At 58.6% G+C, this 18,535-nt stretch carries 17 protein-coding genes; 13 read left to right on the top strand and 4 right to left on the bottom strand.

Translation table 11 applies throughout. The features are described from left to right. Positions 1–474 precede the first annotated feature (474 nt). Together ACWHTU_RS01225 and ACWHTU_RS01220 are read left to right on the top strand one after the other, a co-directional pair. Positions 475–1,536 carry a putative zinc-binding metallopeptidase gene (locus tag ACWHTU_RS01225; RefSeq protein ID WP_447861104.1) on the top strand — a complete coding sequence of 354 codons (1,062 nt, stop codon included), beginning with the start codon at positions 475–477 and terminating at the stop codon, positions 1,534–1,536. Then, positions 1,533–2,555 (top strand): D-alanine--D-alanine ligase family protein, encoded by a 1,023-nt coding sequence (locus ACWHTU_RS01220; protein WP_447861103.1) that lies wholly within the window; start codon positions 1,533–1,535, stop codon positions 2,553–2,555. Before ACWHTU_RS01225 ends, ACWHTU_RS01220 begins: the two co-directional genes overlap by 4 nt. A gap of 234 nt (positions 2,556–2,789) precedes the next feature. Here the strand turns inward: ACWHTU_RS01220 and ACWHTU_RS01215 are convergent, their stop codons facing one another. Both ACWHTU_RS01215 and ACWHTU_RS01210 read right to left on the bottom strand, forming a co-directional pair. Beyond that, the gene (locus tag ACWHTU_RS01215) at positions 2,790–3,347 is read right to left on the bottom strand and encodes a hypothetical protein (protein ID WP_447861102.1); all 558 of its coding nucleotides are present in this window, start codon (positions 3,345–3,347) and stop codon (positions 2,790–2,792) included. A 278-nt stretch (positions 3,348–3,625) separates the two neighbouring features. Beyond that, positions 3,626–4,231 carry a 2,3-bisphosphoglycerate-dependent phosphoglycerate mutase gene (locus ACWHTU_RS01210; protein ID WP_447861101.1) on the bottom strand — a complete coding sequence of 202 codons (606 nt, stop codon included), beginning with the start codon at positions 4,229–4,231 and terminating at the stop codon, positions 3,626–3,628. 178 nt (positions 4,232–4,409) lie between these two features. Here ACWHTU_RS01210 and ACWHTU_RS01205 point away from each other — a divergent pair, with 178 nt between their 5' ends. After that, complete coding sequence (locus ACWHTU_RS01205) at positions 4,410–5,264, top strand: hypothetical protein (RefSeq protein WP_447861100.1); 855 nt, start codon at positions 4,410–4,412, stop codon at positions 5,262–5,264. Positions 5,265–5,288: 24 nt separating this feature from the next. On the opposite strand, the gene ACWHTU_RS01200 is transcribed toward ACWHTU_RS01205, so the two are convergent. Beyond that, positions 5,289–5,912 (bottom strand): DUF2628 domain-containing protein, encoded by a 624-nt coding sequence (locus ACWHTU_RS01200; protein ID WP_447861099.1) that lies wholly within the window; start codon positions 5,910–5,912, stop codon positions 5,289–5,291. 158 nt (positions 5,913–6,070) lie between these two features. Between ACWHTU_RS01200 and ACWHTU_RS01195 the strand changes: the two genes are divergently transcribed. The 9 genes from ACWHTU_RS01195 (at position 6,071) to dapB (ending at position 16,316) form a co-directional block, all read left to right on the top strand. Beyond that, positions 6,071–7,264 carry an acetylornithine transaminase gene (locus ACWHTU_RS01195; protein WP_447861098.1) on the top strand — a complete coding sequence of 398 codons (1,194 nt, stop codon included), beginning with the start codon at positions 6,071–6,073 and terminating at the stop codon, positions 7,262–7,264. Between the two features lie 22 nt (positions 7,265–7,286). Beyond that, positions 7,287–8,315: an ornithine carbamoyltransferase gene (gene argF / locus ACWHTU_RS01190; protein ID WP_447861097.1), complete on the top strand. Its 1,029-nt coding sequence runs from the start codon at positions 7,287–7,289 to the stop codon at positions 8,313–8,315. An 18-nt stretch (positions 8,316–8,333) separates the two neighbouring features. Further along, positions 8,334–9,551, top strand: coding sequence for an argininosuccinate synthase (locus ACWHTU_RS01185; RefSeq protein ID WP_447863291.1), 1,218 nt, complete (start codon positions 8,334–8,336; stop codon positions 9,549–9,551). A 129-nt stretch (positions 9,552–9,680) separates the two neighbouring features. Further along, positions 9,681–11,054, top strand: a complete 1,374-nt coding sequence (gene argH / locus ACWHTU_RS01180) for an argininosuccinate lyase (protein ID WP_447861096.1) — start codon at positions 9,681–9,683, stop codon at positions 11,052–11,054. Next, positions 11,051–11,305, top strand: a complete 255-nt coding sequence (locus ACWHTU_RS01175; protein ID WP_447861095.1) for a hypothetical protein — start codon at positions 11,051–11,053, stop codon at positions 11,303–11,305. Before argH ends, ACWHTU_RS01175 begins: the two co-directional genes overlap by 4 nt. A 99-nt stretch (positions 11,306–11,404) precedes the next feature. Then, positions 11,405–13,300: a radical SAM protein gene (locus tag ACWHTU_RS01170; RefSeq protein WP_447861094.1), complete on the top strand. Its 1,896-nt coding sequence runs from the start codon at positions 11,405–11,407 to the stop codon at positions 13,298–13,300. Next, a complete protein-coding gene (gene lysA / locus ACWHTU_RS01165; protein WP_447861093.1) occupies positions 13,293–14,555 on the top strand; it encodes a diaminopimelate decarboxylase in 1,263 nt (420 codons plus the stop codon). The genes ACWHTU_RS01170 and lysA overlap by 8 nt, the downstream gene beginning before the upstream one ends. A gap of 32 nt (positions 14,556–14,587) precedes the next feature. Next, positions 14,588–15,460 (top strand): 4-hydroxy-tetrahydrodipicolinate synthase, encoded by an 873-nt coding sequence (gene dapA, locus ACWHTU_RS01160; protein ID WP_447861092.1) that lies wholly within the window; start codon positions 14,588–14,590, stop codon positions 15,458–15,460. A 52-nt stretch (positions 15,461–15,512) separates the two neighbouring features. Further along, entirely contained in the window at positions 15,513–16,316 is an 804-nt protein-coding gene (gene dapB, locus ACWHTU_RS01155) for a 4-hydroxy-tetrahydrodipicolinate reductase (protein ID WP_447861091.1), read from the top strand. Positions 16,317–17,341: 1,025 nt separating this feature from the next. Here the strand turns inward: dapB and ACWHTU_RS01150 are convergent. Next, positions 17,342–17,653 carry a hypothetical protein gene (locus ACWHTU_RS01150; RefSeq protein WP_447861090.1) on the bottom strand — a complete coding sequence of 104 codons (312 nt, stop codon included), beginning with the start codon at positions 17,651–17,653 and terminating at the stop codon, positions 17,342–17,344. A 214-nt stretch (positions 17,654–17,867) separates the two neighbouring features. On the opposite strand from ACWHTU_RS01150, the gene fsa reads away from it, so the two are divergent. Next, on the top strand, positions 17,868–18,515 hold the full coding sequence (gene fsa, locus ACWHTU_RS01145; protein WP_447861089.1) for a fructose-6-phosphate aldolase: 648 nt from the start codon (positions 17,868–17,870) through the stop codon (positions 18,513–18,515). Positions 18,516–18,535: the final 20 nt, after the last annotated feature.

Here is an 18,535-nt window from a genome sequence, read left to right as displayed (position 1 = left end):
TGTAGCCCGCTGGACAGCCTTATTCCCATAATTATTATTTATTTCCATCCGACCTCCCCCCATCATTTCCATTCCACCCACCGGTTCCAGGTTTCAAACATCTCTGCGACGTTCCCCCTCTGCTAAAAAATCAAGCTGATCACCGTATCGGAAACGTTCACGCCGACGCCTCCGGCATTTTTCGATACCGCAAGGCGATCCGCCGTTGGTGAGAAATCGCGAATATCCGGAGTGTTAGCCTTTGCCGCCTTCCACAAGCCCCTTAACTTGGCGCAGGATAACATTGTGGAGAGAACATATCCGCCTCAACAGGAAAGGAACTGTTCAAGTGCTATATTTTGTAGGGCTTATCCGCTCCGGACGAACAGGGTCCTACGCCGCCCTGTGCGCGTCAAGGACGAGGACCGCGATGCAGCGCAAAGGCCGAAACAGCGAGCGCAGCGTTTTTTGCCAAGACGAAAGAGGTCGGACCCCGTGACGCAGCACGGCACAGACGAGGTGGGAATCCTCTCCATCGCAGCGGACGATCAGCCTTGGGCGGCTTGGTCGGACGACATGCTTCTGGATCTGAAACTGTGCGATCTCCGGCTGGATCTCGAGGGAGGGTTCCTTTCTGAACAGATTGCTCGGTTGTATTCAGAACTTGCCTCCAGACGATTGGTCTTCCGGCCACACTTTTGGCTGTCCGATGAATGGTTCACCCCGGACGGAATTCCCGGGATCGCCATCCCATTCTATCTCGCGCACCCGCGGCTCGCTCGACTCGAACTCAGTCAAATGCTGGAGGTGGAGGGAGGCACGACCGAATGGTGCATGCGCATTTTGCGCCACGAAACCGGGCATGCCATTGAAAACGCACACCTGCTTCGCCGCCGGCGGCGGCGGCAGCAACTGTTCGGGAAGTCTTCGCAGCCCTATCCCGATTATTACACCCCCAAACCTTATAGCCGCAGCTTTGTGCTGCATCTGGACATTTGGTACGCGCAAAGCCATCCGGACGAAGACTTCGCCGAAACTTTCGCGGTTTGGCTGGACCCCGAATCAATGTGGCGTGACCGCTACCGCGGGTGGCCCGCGCTGAAGAAACTGAAATACATGGATCAGCTCATGCGGGAACTGGCCGATGTCCCGCCGAAGGTGTCGTCCAGGCAGGAGATCGATCCGCTTTCCAGTCTCAGCAAGACCCTGCGGGAGCATTACGGGCAGAAGCGCAAGCGCTACGGCGTGGAACGCCCGAATTTTTACGATGCCGACCTTCGTCGACTGTTCTCAGATTCCGCCGCCTTCGCCGGAAACAAGACCGCGGCCGCTTTTCTCAGCCGGATCCGCAAAGAAGTCCGTCGCAAAGTCGCCGGCTGGACGGGCGAGTATCAATACACCATCGATCAGGTGCTTGAGAGCATGATCACCCGATGCCGCGAACTCAATCTCCGGCTCGCTGTTCCGGAAGACCAGGCGAAACTCGACTTTACGGTGCTGCTGACTGTGCAAACGATGAACTATCTGCACAGCGGTCGGCATCGGGTAGCGCTATGAGAAAACTCCGTGTTCTGGTCCTGATGCACGAAGACCTCGTTCCACCGGCGCATACCACCGGCCATGATCTGAAAACGGTAGAGTGGAAAACGGAGTACGACGTGGTCTCGACGCTCAGGAAGATGGGCCACGAAGTCCGTCCGCTCGGCGTGAAGAGCAACTTGGGCGTCATTCGGAGCGCGGTCGAGGAGTGGAAACCACACATCGCCTTCAATTTGCTGGAGGAATTTGACGGCGTGGCGGTGTATGACCAAAACGTCGTGTCCTATCTCGAGCTGCTCCGTGTTCCATACACCGGCTGCAATCCTCGTGGGCTGATGTTGGCGCGCGACAAGGCATTGTCGAAGAAGGTCCTGTCGTTTCACCGGATTCCATTCCCCGAGTTCATCGTCGTCCCCTTGGGCCGCTCAGTGAAACGTCCCGAATGGCTCCCCTTCCCGTTGATTGTCAAGTCGGTCTCTGAGGAGGCGTCACTCGGGATTTCGCAGGCGTCCATCGTCGAAGACGACGACAAGTTGCGGGAACGCGTGATGTTCATTCATCACAGCGTCGGCACAGGCGCCATCGTCGAGCGATACATCGAGGGGCGGGAACTCTATGTCGGTGTACTGGGGAATTCCCATCTCCATGTGCTTCCAGTGTGGGAGTTGCTGATGGACAAGATGCCGGATGAGGCGCGCCGCATTGCCACCGAGCGGGTGAAGTGGAACCGGAAATACCAAGAGAAATACGGCATCAGGTCATGCGAAGCCAAGGACCTTCCCGAGGGCATGACGGAGCAGATTCAGCATCTGGCCAAGCGGGTCTATCGCGCCCTCGGACTGAGCGGTTATGCACGGATTGATCTCCGGCTTGATATGGAAGGTCGCGTCTATGTTCTAGAAGCCAATCCAAATCCGCAAATCGCCGAAGACGAAGACTTCGCCGAGTCCGCTCAGCGGGCCAACCTCTCCTATCCCGATCTGCTTCAAGATGTTCTGAACATCGGGCTGCGGTGGCGACCGGCCCGCGTCGCATAGCCCTGGCAGCGGCAAGCTCCTTCTTCCACTCTCACCGAGAAAACCGGTTGCGTGGGAGGTCGAATGAGACTTCCGTCCCTCATCCGACCCTGTCTTAAGGCCCCGGTTTCGTGACATGCGGATCGGCTGGTCGAACCTATGTGCACCCGGACACTGGGTGACTGTCCGGCAGGATAAGGAAGCCCCAACTTTCAGCGCAGTTCCAGGGCTTACAACGCGACGGGCTCCGACCGTCTAAGGCCCAAACCGGATTCCGAACATCACGGCCACGCTGGTGTTGTCGGTGGGAACCGGGGGAGAGAGGGTGATGTGATGCAGGTTGACCATCAGCGTCGTGGCCAGCGCAATGTTTCGGGTGGCCTGGAATTCGGCGGAAAGGCCGAGCGGAATGAAGTGGCTGGTATCGTTGCGATCGATGCGGTTCGGACCCGTTCCACGATCCAGATCCGCGTGCACTAAACCGATCCCCGCAAACGGCACGAGGTTAACGTCATTGTTGAGGCGCACATGGTACTTGGCAACACCGGCGAACGCGATCTGCGTCAGATCTCCCGTCGGCGCCAACACCATCATGGGACCGAAGGAGAACGAGCGATCCAAGTAATAGTCAAGATTGAATCCTAGCGCGAAAACCGTCCCATCGGTAGTTCCGCTCCAAAAACCGAGGTCCGTACCGAATCCCCAGCGATTCTCACCCGCCCATGCGAGATCCAGGAGCGGCAAAGCCAACGCGGCCGCCAGCGTACCTGAGAAGATCATCCCCCTTAAGAATCTGGCGCACACTCCACTCATTTCGCTTTCCTTTTCGGAACAACAGCCGTGCGGACTTTATCATGACGATCTCTACGGGACAAGCTTCCGCCGACTTCGTGATAAAGCCGACAGGGCCGAGGCTGGTATGATCGTCAATCGGGTCCGAAACCCGCTCATGCATGAGGTTATCCAAGCGAATTCTGCTCCCATCGCCGAAATATCGGGGCGACACGATCGGTTTGTGCGAACGGGAGGAAGCGCGCTCACGATCGCGACGGACCAGCCGAGACAGCGGAGCCGAAGCCGAGCCGTCAAGGTCAGAGATACCGACGCACCGTGACCGTTCCCTCAGCGCCGAATTCGTAAAGCAAGGGGGCACCGGTCGGAATGTTGAGCTCAAGGACCTGGTCTGGCGTCAGGCGATCGAGGTGCATCACCAGGGCGCGTAGACTGTTGCCGTGGGCGACGATCAGGACCGTTTCGCCTGCCAGGAGATGGGGTTTGATGCGAGATTCGTAATAGGGGAGCACGCGCTCAGCCGTATCTTTAAGACTTTCTCCGCCGGGAGGACGGATGTCGTAACTCCGACGCCACAACTTGACCTGTTGTTCGCCGTATTTCTTCGCTGTTTCGGTCTTGTTCAGCCCCTGCAACTCGCCATACATGCGCTCATTCAAGGCCTGATCTTTTTCGATCGGAATGTGGGACTGCCCGATTACCTCCAAAACGATCCGCAGCGTCTCGATGGCTCTGGTCAACACCGACGTAAAGGCCCGATCGAAGCGATATCCGATTAGCTTCTTGCCCGCAGACCGGGCCTCTTCTTCACCCTTTGCCGAGAGGGGGACATCGACCCAGCCCGTGAATCGGTTTTCTCGATTCCATTGCGATTCGCCGTGACGCAGCAGCACCAGCCTGCCCATTCCAATCCTCCCTCCGGTCAAGATGGTTTGCTTCCCTCAGCCCCAGGATACGCGATCGCCGCTCCAAGTCAAGCCTCGAACCGTGAAACTCTGATTGTCGGGAGCTTCTTGCAATCGCTCTGTGCAGTCAGTACCATGCCGGCTGTCGTGATAGTTCTTTTTCTATGGGCAGTGGGTCATGGTCTCCGTTGCCGATCCTCAAGATCGATCCTGGCGGGAGCTCGAGCGCTGGTGGATCGACATGGCGCGAAACCTTGGTGTCGGCGAACGCGCAGAGCAGTTCTTTGCACACGCGCTCGGTCCTGGTCGATTGTTAGAGCGAATCAGGTGGGTGGGCGGGAACATCGACTACCTGTTGTTCGTCTTGATCCGGTATTGGATTCCGCCCGTGCTTCCACCACCGGGACGAGAACGTATGTCGAAAAACGATCAGGATTATTGGCTGGAATCCGAGCAAATCCTCAAACGAGCGGTCGAACGGTTGAGGGAATTGAAACCTTTAATCGAATTGCTGACGGCTCCCAATCCGCTGACCATCTCCGCCGACTCCGGCAAGAAATCCCAAGGGACCGCGCCAGTGGTGGAAGTGGAACTCGCCCGGATGCTGGAAGGCATCGCCGAGGTGGCCGGCAGCTATGGCGGGCCTGATTACACGTCGGTCATCAAAAACTTCGATCCGGTTCCACTCCGGCAGACCCAACCGTTCAAACACAATAAGAAGAACAGCGCGGAACTATGGGTGGTCTTTCTCTTGCGCGAACATTTCAAGACGCTGGGTTTGGGCAAGGATCGATACTGGCCGCTCGTGGCTGAGGTCTGCGCGGCAGCAGGTATCGCCCAGCCAAACGGCCAATTGTACGGTGCGGAGGAGCTGAAATCTTGGTGGCAGAAGAACTGGCCGCGGACCTACACCCAATTAGAGCAGAAACAAGCTGCGGCCGACTCAGGGGGAGCCGCGTACGGCCACGATTTCGAGTGGTTCCAGGCCTGGATCACGTGGCAACGTACCCGCGCCCCGTTGGCGCCCGCGTAACGAACGGAAAGGTCCCGCAACTCATCACACCTTCGTGCGAGTGGGGCCTGGCTGAGTGCGCGGAGGGGCGGTCCCGCTGGGACTGGGCGGCCCCTCTCGCAGAATAGCGATGAGGAGCGCCACCTTCAAAGCGAACAACCCGACTCCAACCCACACCACATAAGGCTGAACTCCTCCCGAATCGCTCAAGACCCGGTCCCGGTTGGACGCATCCAGGTTCGGCAGTGTTTTGAGCTTTGCCAACTGCTCCTTGATGTGCCAGTAATAGATATAGTTCGCGCTGGCTCCTGCCATGATCCGCCAGACCAAATCTGCCGACAGATCCTGCGTGAAATAAAACGCCGCGACTGGGCCGACTGCATAGACCAACGCATACAGGTACATCTTGCGGTACAGAAACCAGAGGAAGGGCTCGAAGAGAAACGCCGGCCAATTCCAAGTGAAAGCAAAACGGGGGCCTGACGCGCCGGAAAATTTCTTGAACGTTTCTAGATAGCGATCGGCATTGGGTCCGATGAACTTCCGCCAGAGCTGCGCTTCATCCCAGACAGGGGGAGTCGTCTGGGAAGGGGAAAGTGCGGTCCCGCATTGCTGACAAAAGCGGGCGTCGTCTGGATTGACCTGGCGACAGGTTTCACAGGATCGCATGGGCCGAGCTTATCACATTCGCGGAGCTTCGCTCACATCACGTGTCGATGAAATTTCTCAATGTTCAGAAAGGGATAGAAGACTCGGTCGTCGAGTTTGATATTGCTTTCACTCGATCGGTGTGTTAGTGTCCGCCAATTCATAAAGGATGGTGCCCGATGCCGACAGAGGAGCTGCAACAAGACGCGGAACGCTATCTGATGGCGACCTATGCACGGCAGCCTATCTCGATCGTACGCGGTCGGGGTAGCCGCGTCTACGATATGGAAGGCAGGGAATACATCGATTTTGTTGCCGGAATCGCAGTGAATGTCCTGGGACATGCGCATCCGGACTTGACCTTGGCTATCCAAAAGCAGGCCCAGCATCTACTCCATGCTTCCAATCTGTATTACACGGAGCCACAAGTCAAATTGGCTCAGGCGTTAGTTGACCATTCATTCGCCGACAAAGTGTTCTTCTGCAACAGCGGAGCGGAAGCCAACGAAGCCGCCATCAAGTTGGCCAGGCGCTACTCATTCGAGAAGTACGGGCCGGGTCGCCATGACATTATTACGATGCGGAATTCGTTTCATGGCCGGACCCTTGCAACACTCACGGCGACGGGACAGGAAAAAGTGCAAAAAGGCTTCGACCCGCTCGTGCCGGGGTTCAGCTATGTGGCGTTCAACGATCTGGCGGAGGCGGAAAAAGCCATTACCGCCAAAACGGCTGCTGTCATGCTGGAACCGATCCAGGCCGAAGGAGGCGTCCACGTCGCAGATCGCACTTACTTAAAAGGTTTGCGGGAATTGTGCCGGCAACGCGATGTCCTGTTGATTTTCGATGAGGTTCAGACCGGCATGGGCCGCACGGGTACCCTCTTTGCGTACGAGCAATTTGGCGTCGAGCCAGACATCATGACCCTGGCCAAGGGGTTGGGCGGCGGTGTCCCGATCGGGGCCTGCCTTGCAAGGGCCCAAGTGGCGGAAGTCTTTACGCCCGGGACCCATGCGTCCACCTTCGGCGGCAATCCGCTGGCTTGCGCCGCCGGGTTGGCCGTGCTACGGGTCTTGCTCGAAGGGCGGATTTTAGACCATGCCCGCCGGATGGGAGATTACCTGGCCAAGGGCTTGGCGGAGTGCAAAGATCGCCATCGCGTCGTCAAAGAGGTACGCGGTCTTGGCTTGCTCCAGGGGATGGAACTCGCGATCGACGGCCAACAGATTGTGATGGATTGCCTGGCGCGCGGACTCTTGATCAACTGCACGATGGAACGGATCTTGCGGTTCATTCCTCCGCTGATTATCACCCAGCGCGAAATCGATCGCCTGTTGGACGCGCTGTCGCAGATACTGAACAAACGAGCGTGACAAACCGCGAGAGGAGGTCGCTATGGCAGGACGTCCTGCCAGCGTGACGGACAGAGAGCCCGGCCAGGGGCTCGGGAAAGACTTGCTGCATGTCGGCCCTATTCCCAGACGGAACATCGACGCCTTGCTGCGTCTGGCCGCCGACTTGAAGCGCGCTCAACGTCGTGGCAGAAACCCTCGGTTGCTGGCCGGCAAGATGCTTGGGCTCTTGTTTCAAAAGCCGTCCACGCGAACACGGGTCTCGTTCGAAGCTGGCATGAATCAACTAGGAGGGCAGGCGATCGTCCTCCCGATGGCTGACATCCAACTTTCGCGCGGAGAAAGCATCGCCGACACGGCACGGGTACTTTCACGATACCTAGACGGCTTGGTGATCCGGACCTATGACCATGCGACCGTCGAGGAGTGGGCCAGAGAGGCGACGATTCCGGTCATCAACGGGCTGACCGATCTCAGCCACCCCTGCCAAGCGCTGTCAGATCTCCTGACTATTCGCGAGAAAAAGGGCCGCCTCAGAGGGATCAAGATCGCCTATGTCGGCGACGGCAATAACGTGGCCAATTCCCTCATCGAGGCGGCGGCCAAGATGGGGATGGCGATCGCTCTCGGCTGTCCGGCCGGCTATCAGCCTGATCAACATATCGTCGACGTCGCTCGGTTGGAGGCGCAGCAAACCGGCGGCGTCATCGAAATCGGCGAAGATCCCGTCGTGGCGGTCAAGGAAGCCGATGTAATCTACACCGACGTCTGGATCAGTATGGGCCGCGAGCGGGAACAGGCTCGGCGCCTGAAAGCCCTCACTCCTTACCAACTGAACGAGCGGCTCCTGCGGCGGGCCAAGCCTGACGCCATTGTCATGCATTGTCTGCCGGCGCACCGAGGTGAAGAAATCACGGCTGAGGTCTTGGATGGTCCGCGATCCGTCGTCTTGGATCAGGCCGAAAACCGCCTACACATGCAAAAGGCCATCCTGGTCACGTGGCTAGGAAGAAAGCCAAAGGCAAGAGGGGCATTTGTGGCATCCTCCAGAGCGTCGGGTGCCCGGCGATAGGCGAGAGGAACACGCGTGTTGCAGAGACCCGTCAAGAAAGTGGTGTTGGCGTACTCGGGCGGGTTGGATACGTCCGTCATCCTTCGATGGTTGCAGGAAACCTACGGGTGCGCGGTGGTGGCGTTCTGCGCCGATCTCGGACAAGGCGAAGATCTCAAGGCCGTCAAGGCGAAGGCGCAAGCCTTGGGCGCCTCGAAAGTCTACGTCGAAGATCTCCGTGAGGTCTTTGTGAAAGACCACATCTTCCCGATGCTGCGGGCGAACGCCGTTTACGAAGGAAGCTATCTGCTGGGGACCTCGATCGCCAGGCCGCTGATCGCCCAACGTCAAATTGAAATCGCACGGAAAGAAAGCGCAGACGCCGTCGCGCACGGCGCGACAGGAAAGGGAAACGATCAGGTCCGATTTGAACTCACATACCTCGCGCTCGACCCCAAGATCAAGATCATTGCGCCCTGGCGCGAGTGGGCGTTCCGTTCGCGACGGGAACTCATCGAGTATGCGCAGGCGCACGGCATTCCGGTGACCGCGACCAAAGCCAAGCCCTACAGCATGGATCTTAATTTGTTTCATGTCAGTTATGAAGGCGGGATCTTGGAAGATCCCTGGGAGGCGCCGCCGGAAGAAATCTTTCAGATGACCGTCTCGCCCGAACAGGCCCCGGACAAGCCCAGGGAAATCGAGATCGACTACGAACGGGGAGACCCGGTCGCAGTGGACGGCAAGCGCATGAGCCCAGCGACGCTGTTGGCGCATCTCAATCGGCTGGGCGGAACGCATGGGGTGGGCCGGGTGGACCTGGTCGAGAACCGTTATGTCGGCATGAAGTCCCGCGGCGTCTACGAAACGCCGGGTGGGACGATTCTGCATGTCGCGCACCGGGGGATCGAGTCGCTGACGATGGACCGGGAGGTCTTGCATCTTCGCGACAGTTTGATTCCCCGTTACGCCGAACTGATTTATTATGGATATTGGTACAGCCCGGAGCGGCTGATGTTGCAGAAAGCGATCGACGAGGCTCAACAGGATGTCACCGGCACGGTCCGGGTGAAATTATATAAAGGCGGTTGCATGGTCGTCGGCCGCAAATCGCCCAGGTCGCTCTACCGGTTGGATATGGCAACATTCGAAGAAGACGAAGTCTACCGGCAGAAGGACGCGGAAGGTTTCATCCGGTTGAACGCGCTGCGGCTCGCCATCCGCGCGCAACGGCCCAAAAACCAAAAAAAGGCGTAAATCGGTGAAGCGTCTTTCGCAATGCGCGCTGGCGGAGAACTCATGGGCGGAAAGAAGCGACGCGGCGTTCGGGAAAAGAGGGAAGCGGTTGCCAGTCGTTTACGCACCACGCCTCCCGCGTCACACGAGATGACCAAACTGTGGTCGGGAAGGTTTCGCGACCGGACCGATCGGCTGGTGGAGGCATTCACCTCGTCGCTTGCCTTTGACCGACGGCTTTACGCGCACGATGTTCAAGGCAGTATCGCCCATTGCAAGACCCTGAAGCGGGCGGGTGTGCTGACCTCTCGCGAGACGGCAGAAATGATCCGCGGGCTGGAGGCAGTGAAGGCAGAGCTTGATGAAGGACGCTTCCCCTTCGTCCCCGAGGACGAGGATATCCACATGGCTATCGAGCGCCGGCTGACGGAGTTGATCGGGCCCCTGGGAGGGAAACTGCACACCGGTCGCAGCCGGAACGATCAGGTGGCGTTGGACATCCGCCTGTACCTGCGTGATGCGCTCAAGGCAATGACCGGCCGGATCGAGGAGTTGGAGCGTGCGCTCCTCTCTCAGGCGCGGGCGCACCTGGATGTGATCATGCCGGGCTATACGCATTTGCAGCGAGCCCAGCCGGTGCTGCTGGCTCACCACCTCTTGGCCTATGTCGAGATGTTGGAGCGAGACAAGGGACGGATCAACGACGCCCTGGCCCGATTGAACGTGATGCCGCTGGGTTCAGGAGCGCTGGCCGGCACGAACTACCCAATCGATCGCCGGTACACCGCGCGTCTGCTGGGTTTTACCGACGTGACGGAGAACAGTCTCGACGCCGTTTCCGACCGCGACTTCGCTATCGAGGTGATGGCCGCGCTCTCCCTGATCATGATGCATCTGTCTCGGCTCAGCGAAGAACTGATACTGTGGACCTCTCAGGAGTTCCAATTCGTGGACCTGCCGGATGCTTTCTGCACAGGCAGCAGCATGATGCCGCAGAAGAAAAATCCGGATGTGCCGGAACTGGTGAGAGGGAAAACCGGCCGGGTTTACGGTCATCTTCTGGCGCTGTTGACGACGCTGAAGGGACTCCCATTGAGCTACAACCGTGACCTTCAGGAGGACAAGGAAGCGCTGTTCGACGCGCTGGACACCGTATCGGCCTCTCTTGAGGTCTCTGCGGAGTTGATCAAAGGACTGAAGGTCAACCGCGATACACTGAAGCGCGCGGCCGCTTCGGGCGCCATGTTGGCCACGGAGTTGGCGGATTATCTCGTCTTCAAGGGCGTCCCGTTCCGTGAAGCCCATACCGTCACCGGCCGGATTGTGCGGTTCTGCCTGGATCACCAGAGAGACTTAGAGACTCTCACACTGGACGAACTCCGATCATTCTCCGAGCGGTTCGACAAAGACGTACTGGACGTGCTCACGGTGGAGGGTGCGGTTGAGCGAAAAGCCCAGATCGGCGGCACAGCGCGCAAGCGGGTCGAGGCGAGAATCAAGGTTTTGGAGAGAGCACTGGCATGACGAGAGAGCGAGACCCCGTCACGGCATTCGGGCTTACCCTGGCGGTCATGACGATCGCCGCCGGCTGCGGCGTCGTCGGATCCCCGATCGCGCCCGAAGATGTGGGGATCGCCCCCCGGTTACAAAAGGAACAGGAGATAGAAGCTCAGGAGCGCGCACAAGCCGCCCAACGACAGGAAGGGAAATCAGGCGCTGTCGAACCTTCTTCTGAGCCTGAGCTGCCGCCGTTGAGGCCGGTCGGCATCAGATAGTGCGCATGAGTTTGTTTGTGGGAGAACGCTGCGCGACAACCGGGCGGGAGCGTCGGCCTGGTTGACAATGGGCTACCTGACAATCAGGAGGAGAAACCGATGGAGCTGATCCGACCTGCGAGGTCGACGACAAGGACGAAGACCCTCTTGTTGGTTGATCCTTATCCAAGGAATAACCCTTATCACCTGACGGCTTCGGAGCGGCGGGCGGTGTGGTTTCCGAAGTTGAGCCTGCCGGTGATCGCGGCCTACACACCAGAGACCTGGCACGTCGAGCTGATCGACGAAGCCGTGCGGGACATCGATTTCGAACATCCCTGCGACTTGGTGGGGCTCTCGGTTATGACCTGCTATGCGCCGCGGGCCTACGAGATCGCCGCAGAGTTCCGAAAACGCGGCAAGAAAGTGGTGCTGGGCGGGGTGCATCCGACGTACTGTCCGGATGAAGCGCTCCAACACTGCGATGCGATCGTCTGCGGGGAGGCCGAGGATCTCTGGCCCGAATTGATCGCTGACTTCGAAGCCGGGGCGATGAAGCGCGTGTACAAGATGGAGAAGTTTCCATCGCTTGAACGTTATAGAAGCCCGCGCGTCGACCTGCTCAGCCCGGACGCTTACATGACCCGGCAATGCAGCTTCACGACGCGGGGGTGCCATTTCGATTGCGAGTTTTGCAGCGTGTCACCGTTCAACGGCAAGACGACGCGGCGCCGGCCGGTTCAGGAGGTCGTGAAAGAACTGACGCATATCAAGCAATGGATCCGGAGCGAACTGGTCGACCGGATGCGAAACGAGCCGCTCTGGAAAGCGTTCCTGACCGGTCTGCGCATCCGGCTGGGCATCGAGGATGGGACGATCTTCGCCTTCGTGGACGATTTGCACAACAGCAACCGCGCTTACTGCCGCGAGCTGTGGGCGGCGCTCAAGCCCCTGAATATCAAATGGGGATGCCAGTCGACGTTGTTCCTGGGTGACGATGAAGAGATGGTCAAGCTCGCGGCGGAAAGCGGCTGCGTATCGGTTTTCGTCGGGATGGAATCTCTCGATGAGGACTGCTTGGAGGAAACCAACAAGCCTTTCAACCGTGTGCAGAAGTTCTCGCAGGAAATCAAAATGTTTCACGATTACGGGATCATGGTCAATCCCGGCATCGTGTTCGGCTTCGATAACGACGACGAATCGGTGTTCGAACGGGCCGTGGAGTTCCTGGTAAAGAACCGGGTGGAGCTGGCTTACTTCAACGTGCTAACCCCGCTCCCGGGCACGGCGTTGTACGAGCGGTACAATCGAGAAGGCCGCATCTTCGACCGGGATTGGGCGAAGTATGACGGCAAACACGTGGTCTTCTATCCGAGCCGTATGACACCGGAGCAACTGCAGGAGGGGTTCTACTGGGCCAATCACCGCTTTTATTCGCTTCCGTCGATTTGGTACCGCTTGCTGGGAACGAAACAGCGATTCATCGCCCGATGGGAAATGAACCGGGAATTCCGCAAGCTGATCAAACGGGCGTGCCCGCGGGGCACCCTCTCCCCGGTGGCCAAGGTCCTGAAGAATCTTCAGGCCAAACTGCCGGCGCTCGATTGCGAACATCTGATCCCCAACGCGCTGCATGCGATCAAGCAACGGTTCGATGCGACCTCGGGGCCGGCCCACGAACTTTGGTTGAACATCAAGGCCAAGCGGCACGACCGATTCGCCGCCTTAGTCGTGGAGTTGGAGGGCACACTTGACCGGCTCAATGCGCAGGAACTGCTCAAGCGGATCAAGGAAGCGGCGGAGAAAGCCAGGCTCGACATTATTGTCAACTTCGAACACTTGAAGCACGCGACGCCCGATGCATTGCGCGCCCTGCTGGACGGCGAGGCGTTGAAAGCCATCATGCCGTATGCCAGAGTCCGCTATCGAAAGTTCAAGGCGGCTTTCGAAGCGTCGCTGCAGGGGCTTTCGATCAGCGGGCTTGAAATGCTCAGTGAGGACCTCCAAGATGCATGATTTCCAGTATCGTCAGGGCGAACTCTACTGCGAAGACGTCCCGCTTAGTCGTATCGCCAAGGAAGTCGGCACGCCATGCTACGTCTACAGCCATGCGACTTTGTTGCGGCACTTCCGGGCCTACGACAGCGCGTTTCAGAACATTCCCCACATCGTCGCTTTCGCCATGAAGGCCAATTCCAACCTGGCGATCCTGCGGCTGCTGGCCCGTGAGGGCAGCGGCGTGGACATCGTCTCGGGCGGCGAACTGTACCGTGCCCGGCAGGCCGAGGTGCCGACTTCGAAGATCGTATTTGCTGGGGTCGGAAAGAGTCGAGAGGAAATCCGCGATGCGCTCAAGTCGGACATTCTCATGTTCAACGTGGAATCCTCGGCTGAGCTCCATGCGATCGACGAAGTCGCAGCCGAGATGGGCGTTCGGGCGCGGGTGGCGCTGCGGATCAATCCGGACATCGATCCCAAGACGCACCCGTATATTTCGACCGGGTTGAAGAAAAGCAAATTCGGAATCAGTGCGGATCGCGCGCTCGAAGAGTTCAAGCTGGCGTCGTCGCTTAAGCACATCGAGGTCGTCGGAGTTCATAAGCACATCGGCTCCCAGCTCACCGATGTGACGCCGTTCGTCGAGGCGCTCCGGAAAGTGCTCGGATTGGTCGAGGCCCTCAAAGCACAGGAAATCGGCATCCGGTACGTCAACATCGGCGGCGGGTTGGGCATTACGTACGCCGACGAATCACCGCCGAGGCCCCAGGATCTGGCGGACGCCATCTCGCCGCTGGTGCGGGACCTCAAATGCGTATTGATCATGGAACCGGGCCGTGTCATCGTGGGGAATGCCGGCGTCCTCGTCACCAAGGTGCTCTACACCAAAGAAGGCGAGGCCAAACGGTTCATGATCGTAGACGCGGCGATGAACGATCTGATCCGCCCGAGCCTGTACGGCGCGTACCACGATATTCGGCCGATTCGGGAAGCGGCCGCACACGGCGAACGGAAAACCGTCGACGTGGTCGGCCCGGTCTGCGAGTCAGGTGACTTTCTGGCCAAAGATCGCTCAATGCCCGAGGCCAAACCGGGGGAGTTGTTGGCGGTCATGAGCGCGGGCGCCTACGGGTTCGTGATGTCGTCCAATTACAACTCCCGGCCGCGGGCACCGGAAGTCTTGGTCAAGGGCGGAGAGATGCATGTGATCCGCGCGCGGGAAACCTACGCGGATCTCGTGCGGGGCGAAACTATTCCGGATTTCCTCAGGTAGCGAGGCGGCACCTCTTTTGCGCGAGGATCGAGATGTTTACCGGCTCACTCGTCGCTATTGTCACACCCTTTAAGAACGGGCGGGTGGATGAACGAGCATTGGGCGACCTTATTGAATGGCAGATCGCCAACGGCACCGACGGGATCGTGCCATGCGGCACGACCGGGGAATCGGCTACCCTTTCGCACGAAGAACACGAACGGGTCATCGCTTTCACCGTCGAGGTGGTCAAGCGCCGAGTGCCGGTGATCGCCGGAACTGGCTCTAACTGCACCGATGAGGCCATTGCCTTAACCCGGCATGCGAACCGCGTCGGAGCCGACGGCGCCCTGTTGATCACTCCCTACTACAACAAACCGACTCAGGAAGGGTTGTTCCGCCACTTCAAGGCGGTGGCCGAAGCCGCAGACATCCCGATCGTGCTATACAATATTCCGGGGCGGACCGGCGTCAACATGCTGCCGGCGACGGTGGCCCGGCTGACCTCCGTACAGAACATTGTCGCGATCAAGGAGGGAAGCGGGGCGGTGCAGCAGGCGTCGGACATCGTCCAGATGTGCGGAGACCGGATCACCGTGCTGTCCGGCGATGATCCGCTTACCTTGCCCATGATGGCGGTCGGGGCCAAGGGCGTCATCACAGTCACCGCGAACATTGCGCCGGCGGACATGGCTCGCCTGGTGGATGCTTTTGCGGAAGGACGGATAGAGGAGGCGCGGCGGCTGCACTTCAAACTCTCCCCGTTGTTCGCCGCCCTGTTCCTGGAGACGAACCCGATCCCCGTCAAAGCGGCTCTCGGCATGATGGGGAAAATCGAAGAGGAACTGCGTCTCCCTCTCTGCCCGATGGGGCGGGAAAATCGCGATAAGTTGGCGCGGGTGATGAAAGAGTACGGGTTGATCTGATCAGCGTTCGGCGGTCGCTGACCGCCCTCTCGTTTCCTCTTGAGGTCCCGGTGTGATTAAAGTCGTCGTGGCTGGCGCAGCCGGACGCATGGGTTCCAGGCTTGTAGCCTTGCTCAAGGACTCGGCCGCCCTGACCTTAACCGGGGCGGTCGAAAGGAAAGGGCATGTCTCCATCGGCGAAGACGCGGGAGAGCTCGCCGGCTGCGGTAAGACAGGTATCCCCATCACGGACGACCTGTCCGCGCTCCTGGAGCGTGGTGAAGTGGTCATCGATTTCTCCACACCTCAGTCCTCCCTGGCCCACCTCCGAACCGTTGTTCAGCATCGCCGGGCGATGGTCATCGGCACCACTGGCTTTTCCTCTCAAGAACTGGACGAACTCAAAAGTCTGGCGCGCCAAGTCCCGTGCGTGTTTTCGCCGAACATGAGCGTAGGCATCAACGTGATCTTCAAAGTCATCACTGAGATGGCCAAAATCCTCGGAGAGGAGTACGACCTCGAAGTAATCGAGGCACATCACCGCTTGAAGAAAGATGCGCCGAGCGGTACGGCACTGAAGATGGCGGAAGTGCTTGCCAGGTCGATGAACCGCGACTTGGCCCAGGTTGGAGTTTATGCTCGGAAAGGGTTGATCGGGGAGCGCAAACGCGGGGAAATCGGCATTCAGACCATACGGGCGGGCGACATCGTCGGCGATCACACCGTGCTCTTTGGCGGCATCGGCGAGCGCATCGAGGTGATCCACCGGGTGCAGAGTCGCGACACATTCGCCCGGGGGGCCCTGCGCGCGGCGCGGTGGGTCGTGAAACAACCTCCCGGACTCTACGACATGCAGGATGTGTTAGGTCTCAAGTAGACAGCCTGTGCGCGACCCGGAAGGCCAACGGCTTAAAGGGATTTACTGGCAAGAGACCTGAAGGTTCGGGCTACTGACCGTGGAGCCACAGGTAGGACACTGGATCGCGCTCTGGCCGCGTGTGAAACTCATGAGCCGGTAGCATGACGGACAGCAGAGCACTGCAGTGAAGGGAACGGTCGCTATTCGATGAACAGGCGGTTTCATGGTGGTTCTTCGGCGGACGACTTTCGAGCATCCGCCGCACTTCCGAGCACAGCACAGACTTCTCCCTTCAGTCCTTCCGTTCGATTGGTGCCGACCTGAGCCGTAACACGCCGAGTGCCGATGGTACGAAAGACCGCATCCGCAGCGCGGTCTGAACGCGTAGAAGCAGGCGTGATTGTTCTCAGGGGCTGAAGAAAATTAATGTCGTGCCGTCAACGGTCGCGGCTCCGGATCGACGGCTTTTCGCCGACCGCAGTTCAAGCAAGCAAAGACTGTGATCGCCAGCCCGGCGTCAAGGTCCACAGCCCGTTCCGGCAACATTGTTCCCCGACATTTATCGCACGTTTGCATGCCGTTACTTTAACACCGCCCTCTGTCTATGACTATCCTCCTGAAGTACTGGATTCTTGGTGCAAAGGCCCCTCGTTCAGGTGGACAATCGGCCTATGGACCTTATGGATGATGGACGACGAAAAAGTGATCCGAAGCCTCGTCAAGTGTGCACTCCTTGACAGAAGAGCCAGACCTCACATAGGATTGTGGAATTCCACGCTGAGATCCACAATGTATAGGCTATTGTTCATTACGGGACTGTTGATCTTGCTGTATTTTCTCATCCGAAGCGCCATCAGAGAGCTAACCGGGAAGAGGGGCACGGGCGGTGGGGCGCTGATGGAAGACCGCAACAAGATGGTGCAAGATCCGGTCTGTAAGATCTTTGTCCCGAAAGGAACGGCGGTTATGGCAGAGATCGGAGGCCAGACTTACTTTTTTTGTAGCCGTGACTGCGCGTTAACGTTTCAGAAGCAGTTATCCGGCTAGCAGCCGGAATAACTGTAATCGGTCAGTTTCTCGTCCTTGTCGAACTTCAGCGTGATCTGACACTCGTTCGGGGAAAAATTGAACAGCGGCAGACCCGATTTGCCGCCGGCGATGCGATAATAGGTCCAGGTTTCGCCTCCGAAAAAGCGCGGCGCCTTGCCGTCCGGTGCTCCCCAGTTTTTTTCGAACCATGCCTTGTCCTTCCCTTGCAACTCGGCAGGCTTCAGCGAGGCTTCAAGATAGGGATTCCGCCCGCAAGCGGCGAACAGCAGTGTGAGAAGCACAACGCAGACAAATGGCTGTTTCATGATTCCTTCTCAGGCCTGATCCATTCGACGCTTCGCCGTTAATTATAAAGGGAGCGAATGAATCGACGTACAAGAATTGTAACCACCACCCCCATGCCTGTCAAACCGCTGCACGAAGGAGAGGGAATTGCTTTGTCCTTGAGATGTTCCTACAATCACTCCTAACAGAGACGACGGCTGCGACGAAAGCTTCCAAGCATGAAAGGAAGAGTCTATGCACATTTATCTTGATACCGCGAGCGTGAAAGAGATTCAAGAAGCGGCGAGTCTCGGCTTGCTGGACGGGGTGACGACGAATCCGTCACTCGTGGCGAAGGAAGGCCGGAGCTTCAAAGACGTGCTGCTCGAAATTTGCAACATTGTAGACGGACCGATAAGCGCCGAAGTGGTCAGCGTCGAAGCGGAGGCCATGGTGAAGGAGGGGCGCGAGCTGGCCAAAATCCATAAGAACATCGTGGTGAAATGTCCGCTGATCCCGGAAGGCTTGAAGGCAACGAAGCGGCTGGCGGCGGAGGGGATTCGTGTGAACGTCACGCTCTGTTTCTCGCCGACCCAAGCTCTCCTCGCAGCTAAGGCGGGCGCCTGGTGCGTGTCCCCGTTTATCGGCCGGCTGGACGATGTCAGTTCCAACGGCATGGAGCTCATTCGTCAGATCGTCACAATCTTCCGCAATTACGCCTTCCCGACCAAAGTTTTGGTTGCCAGCGTCAGGCATCCCCAACACGTGGTGGAGGCGGCGTTGGCTGGCGGGGACATTTGCACCATGCCCTTCGCAGTCTTTCAACAACTGGTGAAACATCCGCTCACGGATGTCGGGCTCAAGAAATTTCTAGCCGATTGGGAAGCAGGTGGCCGGAAATAGCGCGGGCCCGCCGCACCTCG

Source organism: Nitrospira calida (assembly GCF_976986435.1).
The sequence above is the reverse complement of the archived record's forward strand: the minus strand, read 5'-3'. Positions and strand labels throughout refer to the sequence as shown.

Bases quoted from the DNA above. Each gene is read 5' to 3' on its own strand.
- argF (WP_447861097.1), top strand. From the start codon at position 7,287: ATGGCAGGACGTCCTGCCAGCGTGACGGACAGAGAGCCCGGCCAGGGG.
- ACWHTU_RS01210 (WP_447861101.1), bottom strand. From the start codon at position 4,231: ATGGGCAGGCTGGTGCTGCTGCGTCACGGCGAATCGCAATGGAATCGA.
- ACWHTU_RS01175 (WP_447861095.1), top strand. From the start codon at position 11,051: ATGACGAGAGAGCGAGACCCCGTCACGGCATTCGGGCTTACCCTGGCG.
- ACWHTU_RS01170 (WP_447861094.1), top strand. From the start codon at position 11,405: ATGGAGCTGATCCGACCTGCGAGGTCGACGACAAGGACGAAGACCCTC.
- ACWHTU_RS01215 (WP_447861102.1), bottom strand. From the start codon at position 3,347: ATGAGTGGAGTGTGCGCCAGATTCTTAAGGGGGATGATCTTCTCAGGT.
- ACWHTU_RS01150 (WP_447861090.1), bottom strand. From the start codon at position 17,653: ATGAAACAGCCATTTGTCTGCGTTGTGCTTCTCACACTGCTGTTCGCC.
- ACWHTU_RS01195 (WP_447861098.1), top strand. From the start codon at position 6,071: ATGCCGACAGAGGAGCTGCAACAAGACGCGGAACGCTATCTGATGGCG.
- ACWHTU_RS01220 (WP_447861103.1), top strand. From the start codon at position 1,533: ATGAGAAAACTCCGTGTTCTGGTCCTGATGCACGAAGACCTCGTTCCA.
- ACWHTU_RS01205 (WP_447861100.1), top strand. From the start codon at position 4,410: ATGGTCTCCGTTGCCGATCCTCAAGATCGATCCTGGCGGGAGCTCGAG.
- dapA (WP_447861092.1), top strand. From the start codon at position 14,588: ATGTTTACCGGCTCACTCGTCGCTATTGTCACACCCTTTAAGAACGGG.
- fsa (WP_447861089.1), top strand. From the start codon at position 17,868: ATGCACATTTATCTTGATACCGCGAGCGTGAAAGAGATTCAAGAAGCG.
- lysA (WP_447861093.1), top strand. From the start codon at position 13,293: ATGCATGATTTCCAGTATCGTCAGGGCGAACTCTACTGCGAAGACGTC.
- argH (WP_447861096.1), top strand. From the start codon at position 9,681: ATGACCAAACTGTGGTCGGGAAGGTTTCGCGACCGGACCGATCGGCTG.
- ACWHTU_RS01200 (WP_447861099.1), bottom strand. From the start codon at position 5,912: ATGCGATCCTGTGAAACCTGTCGCCAGGTCAATCCAGACGACGCCCGC.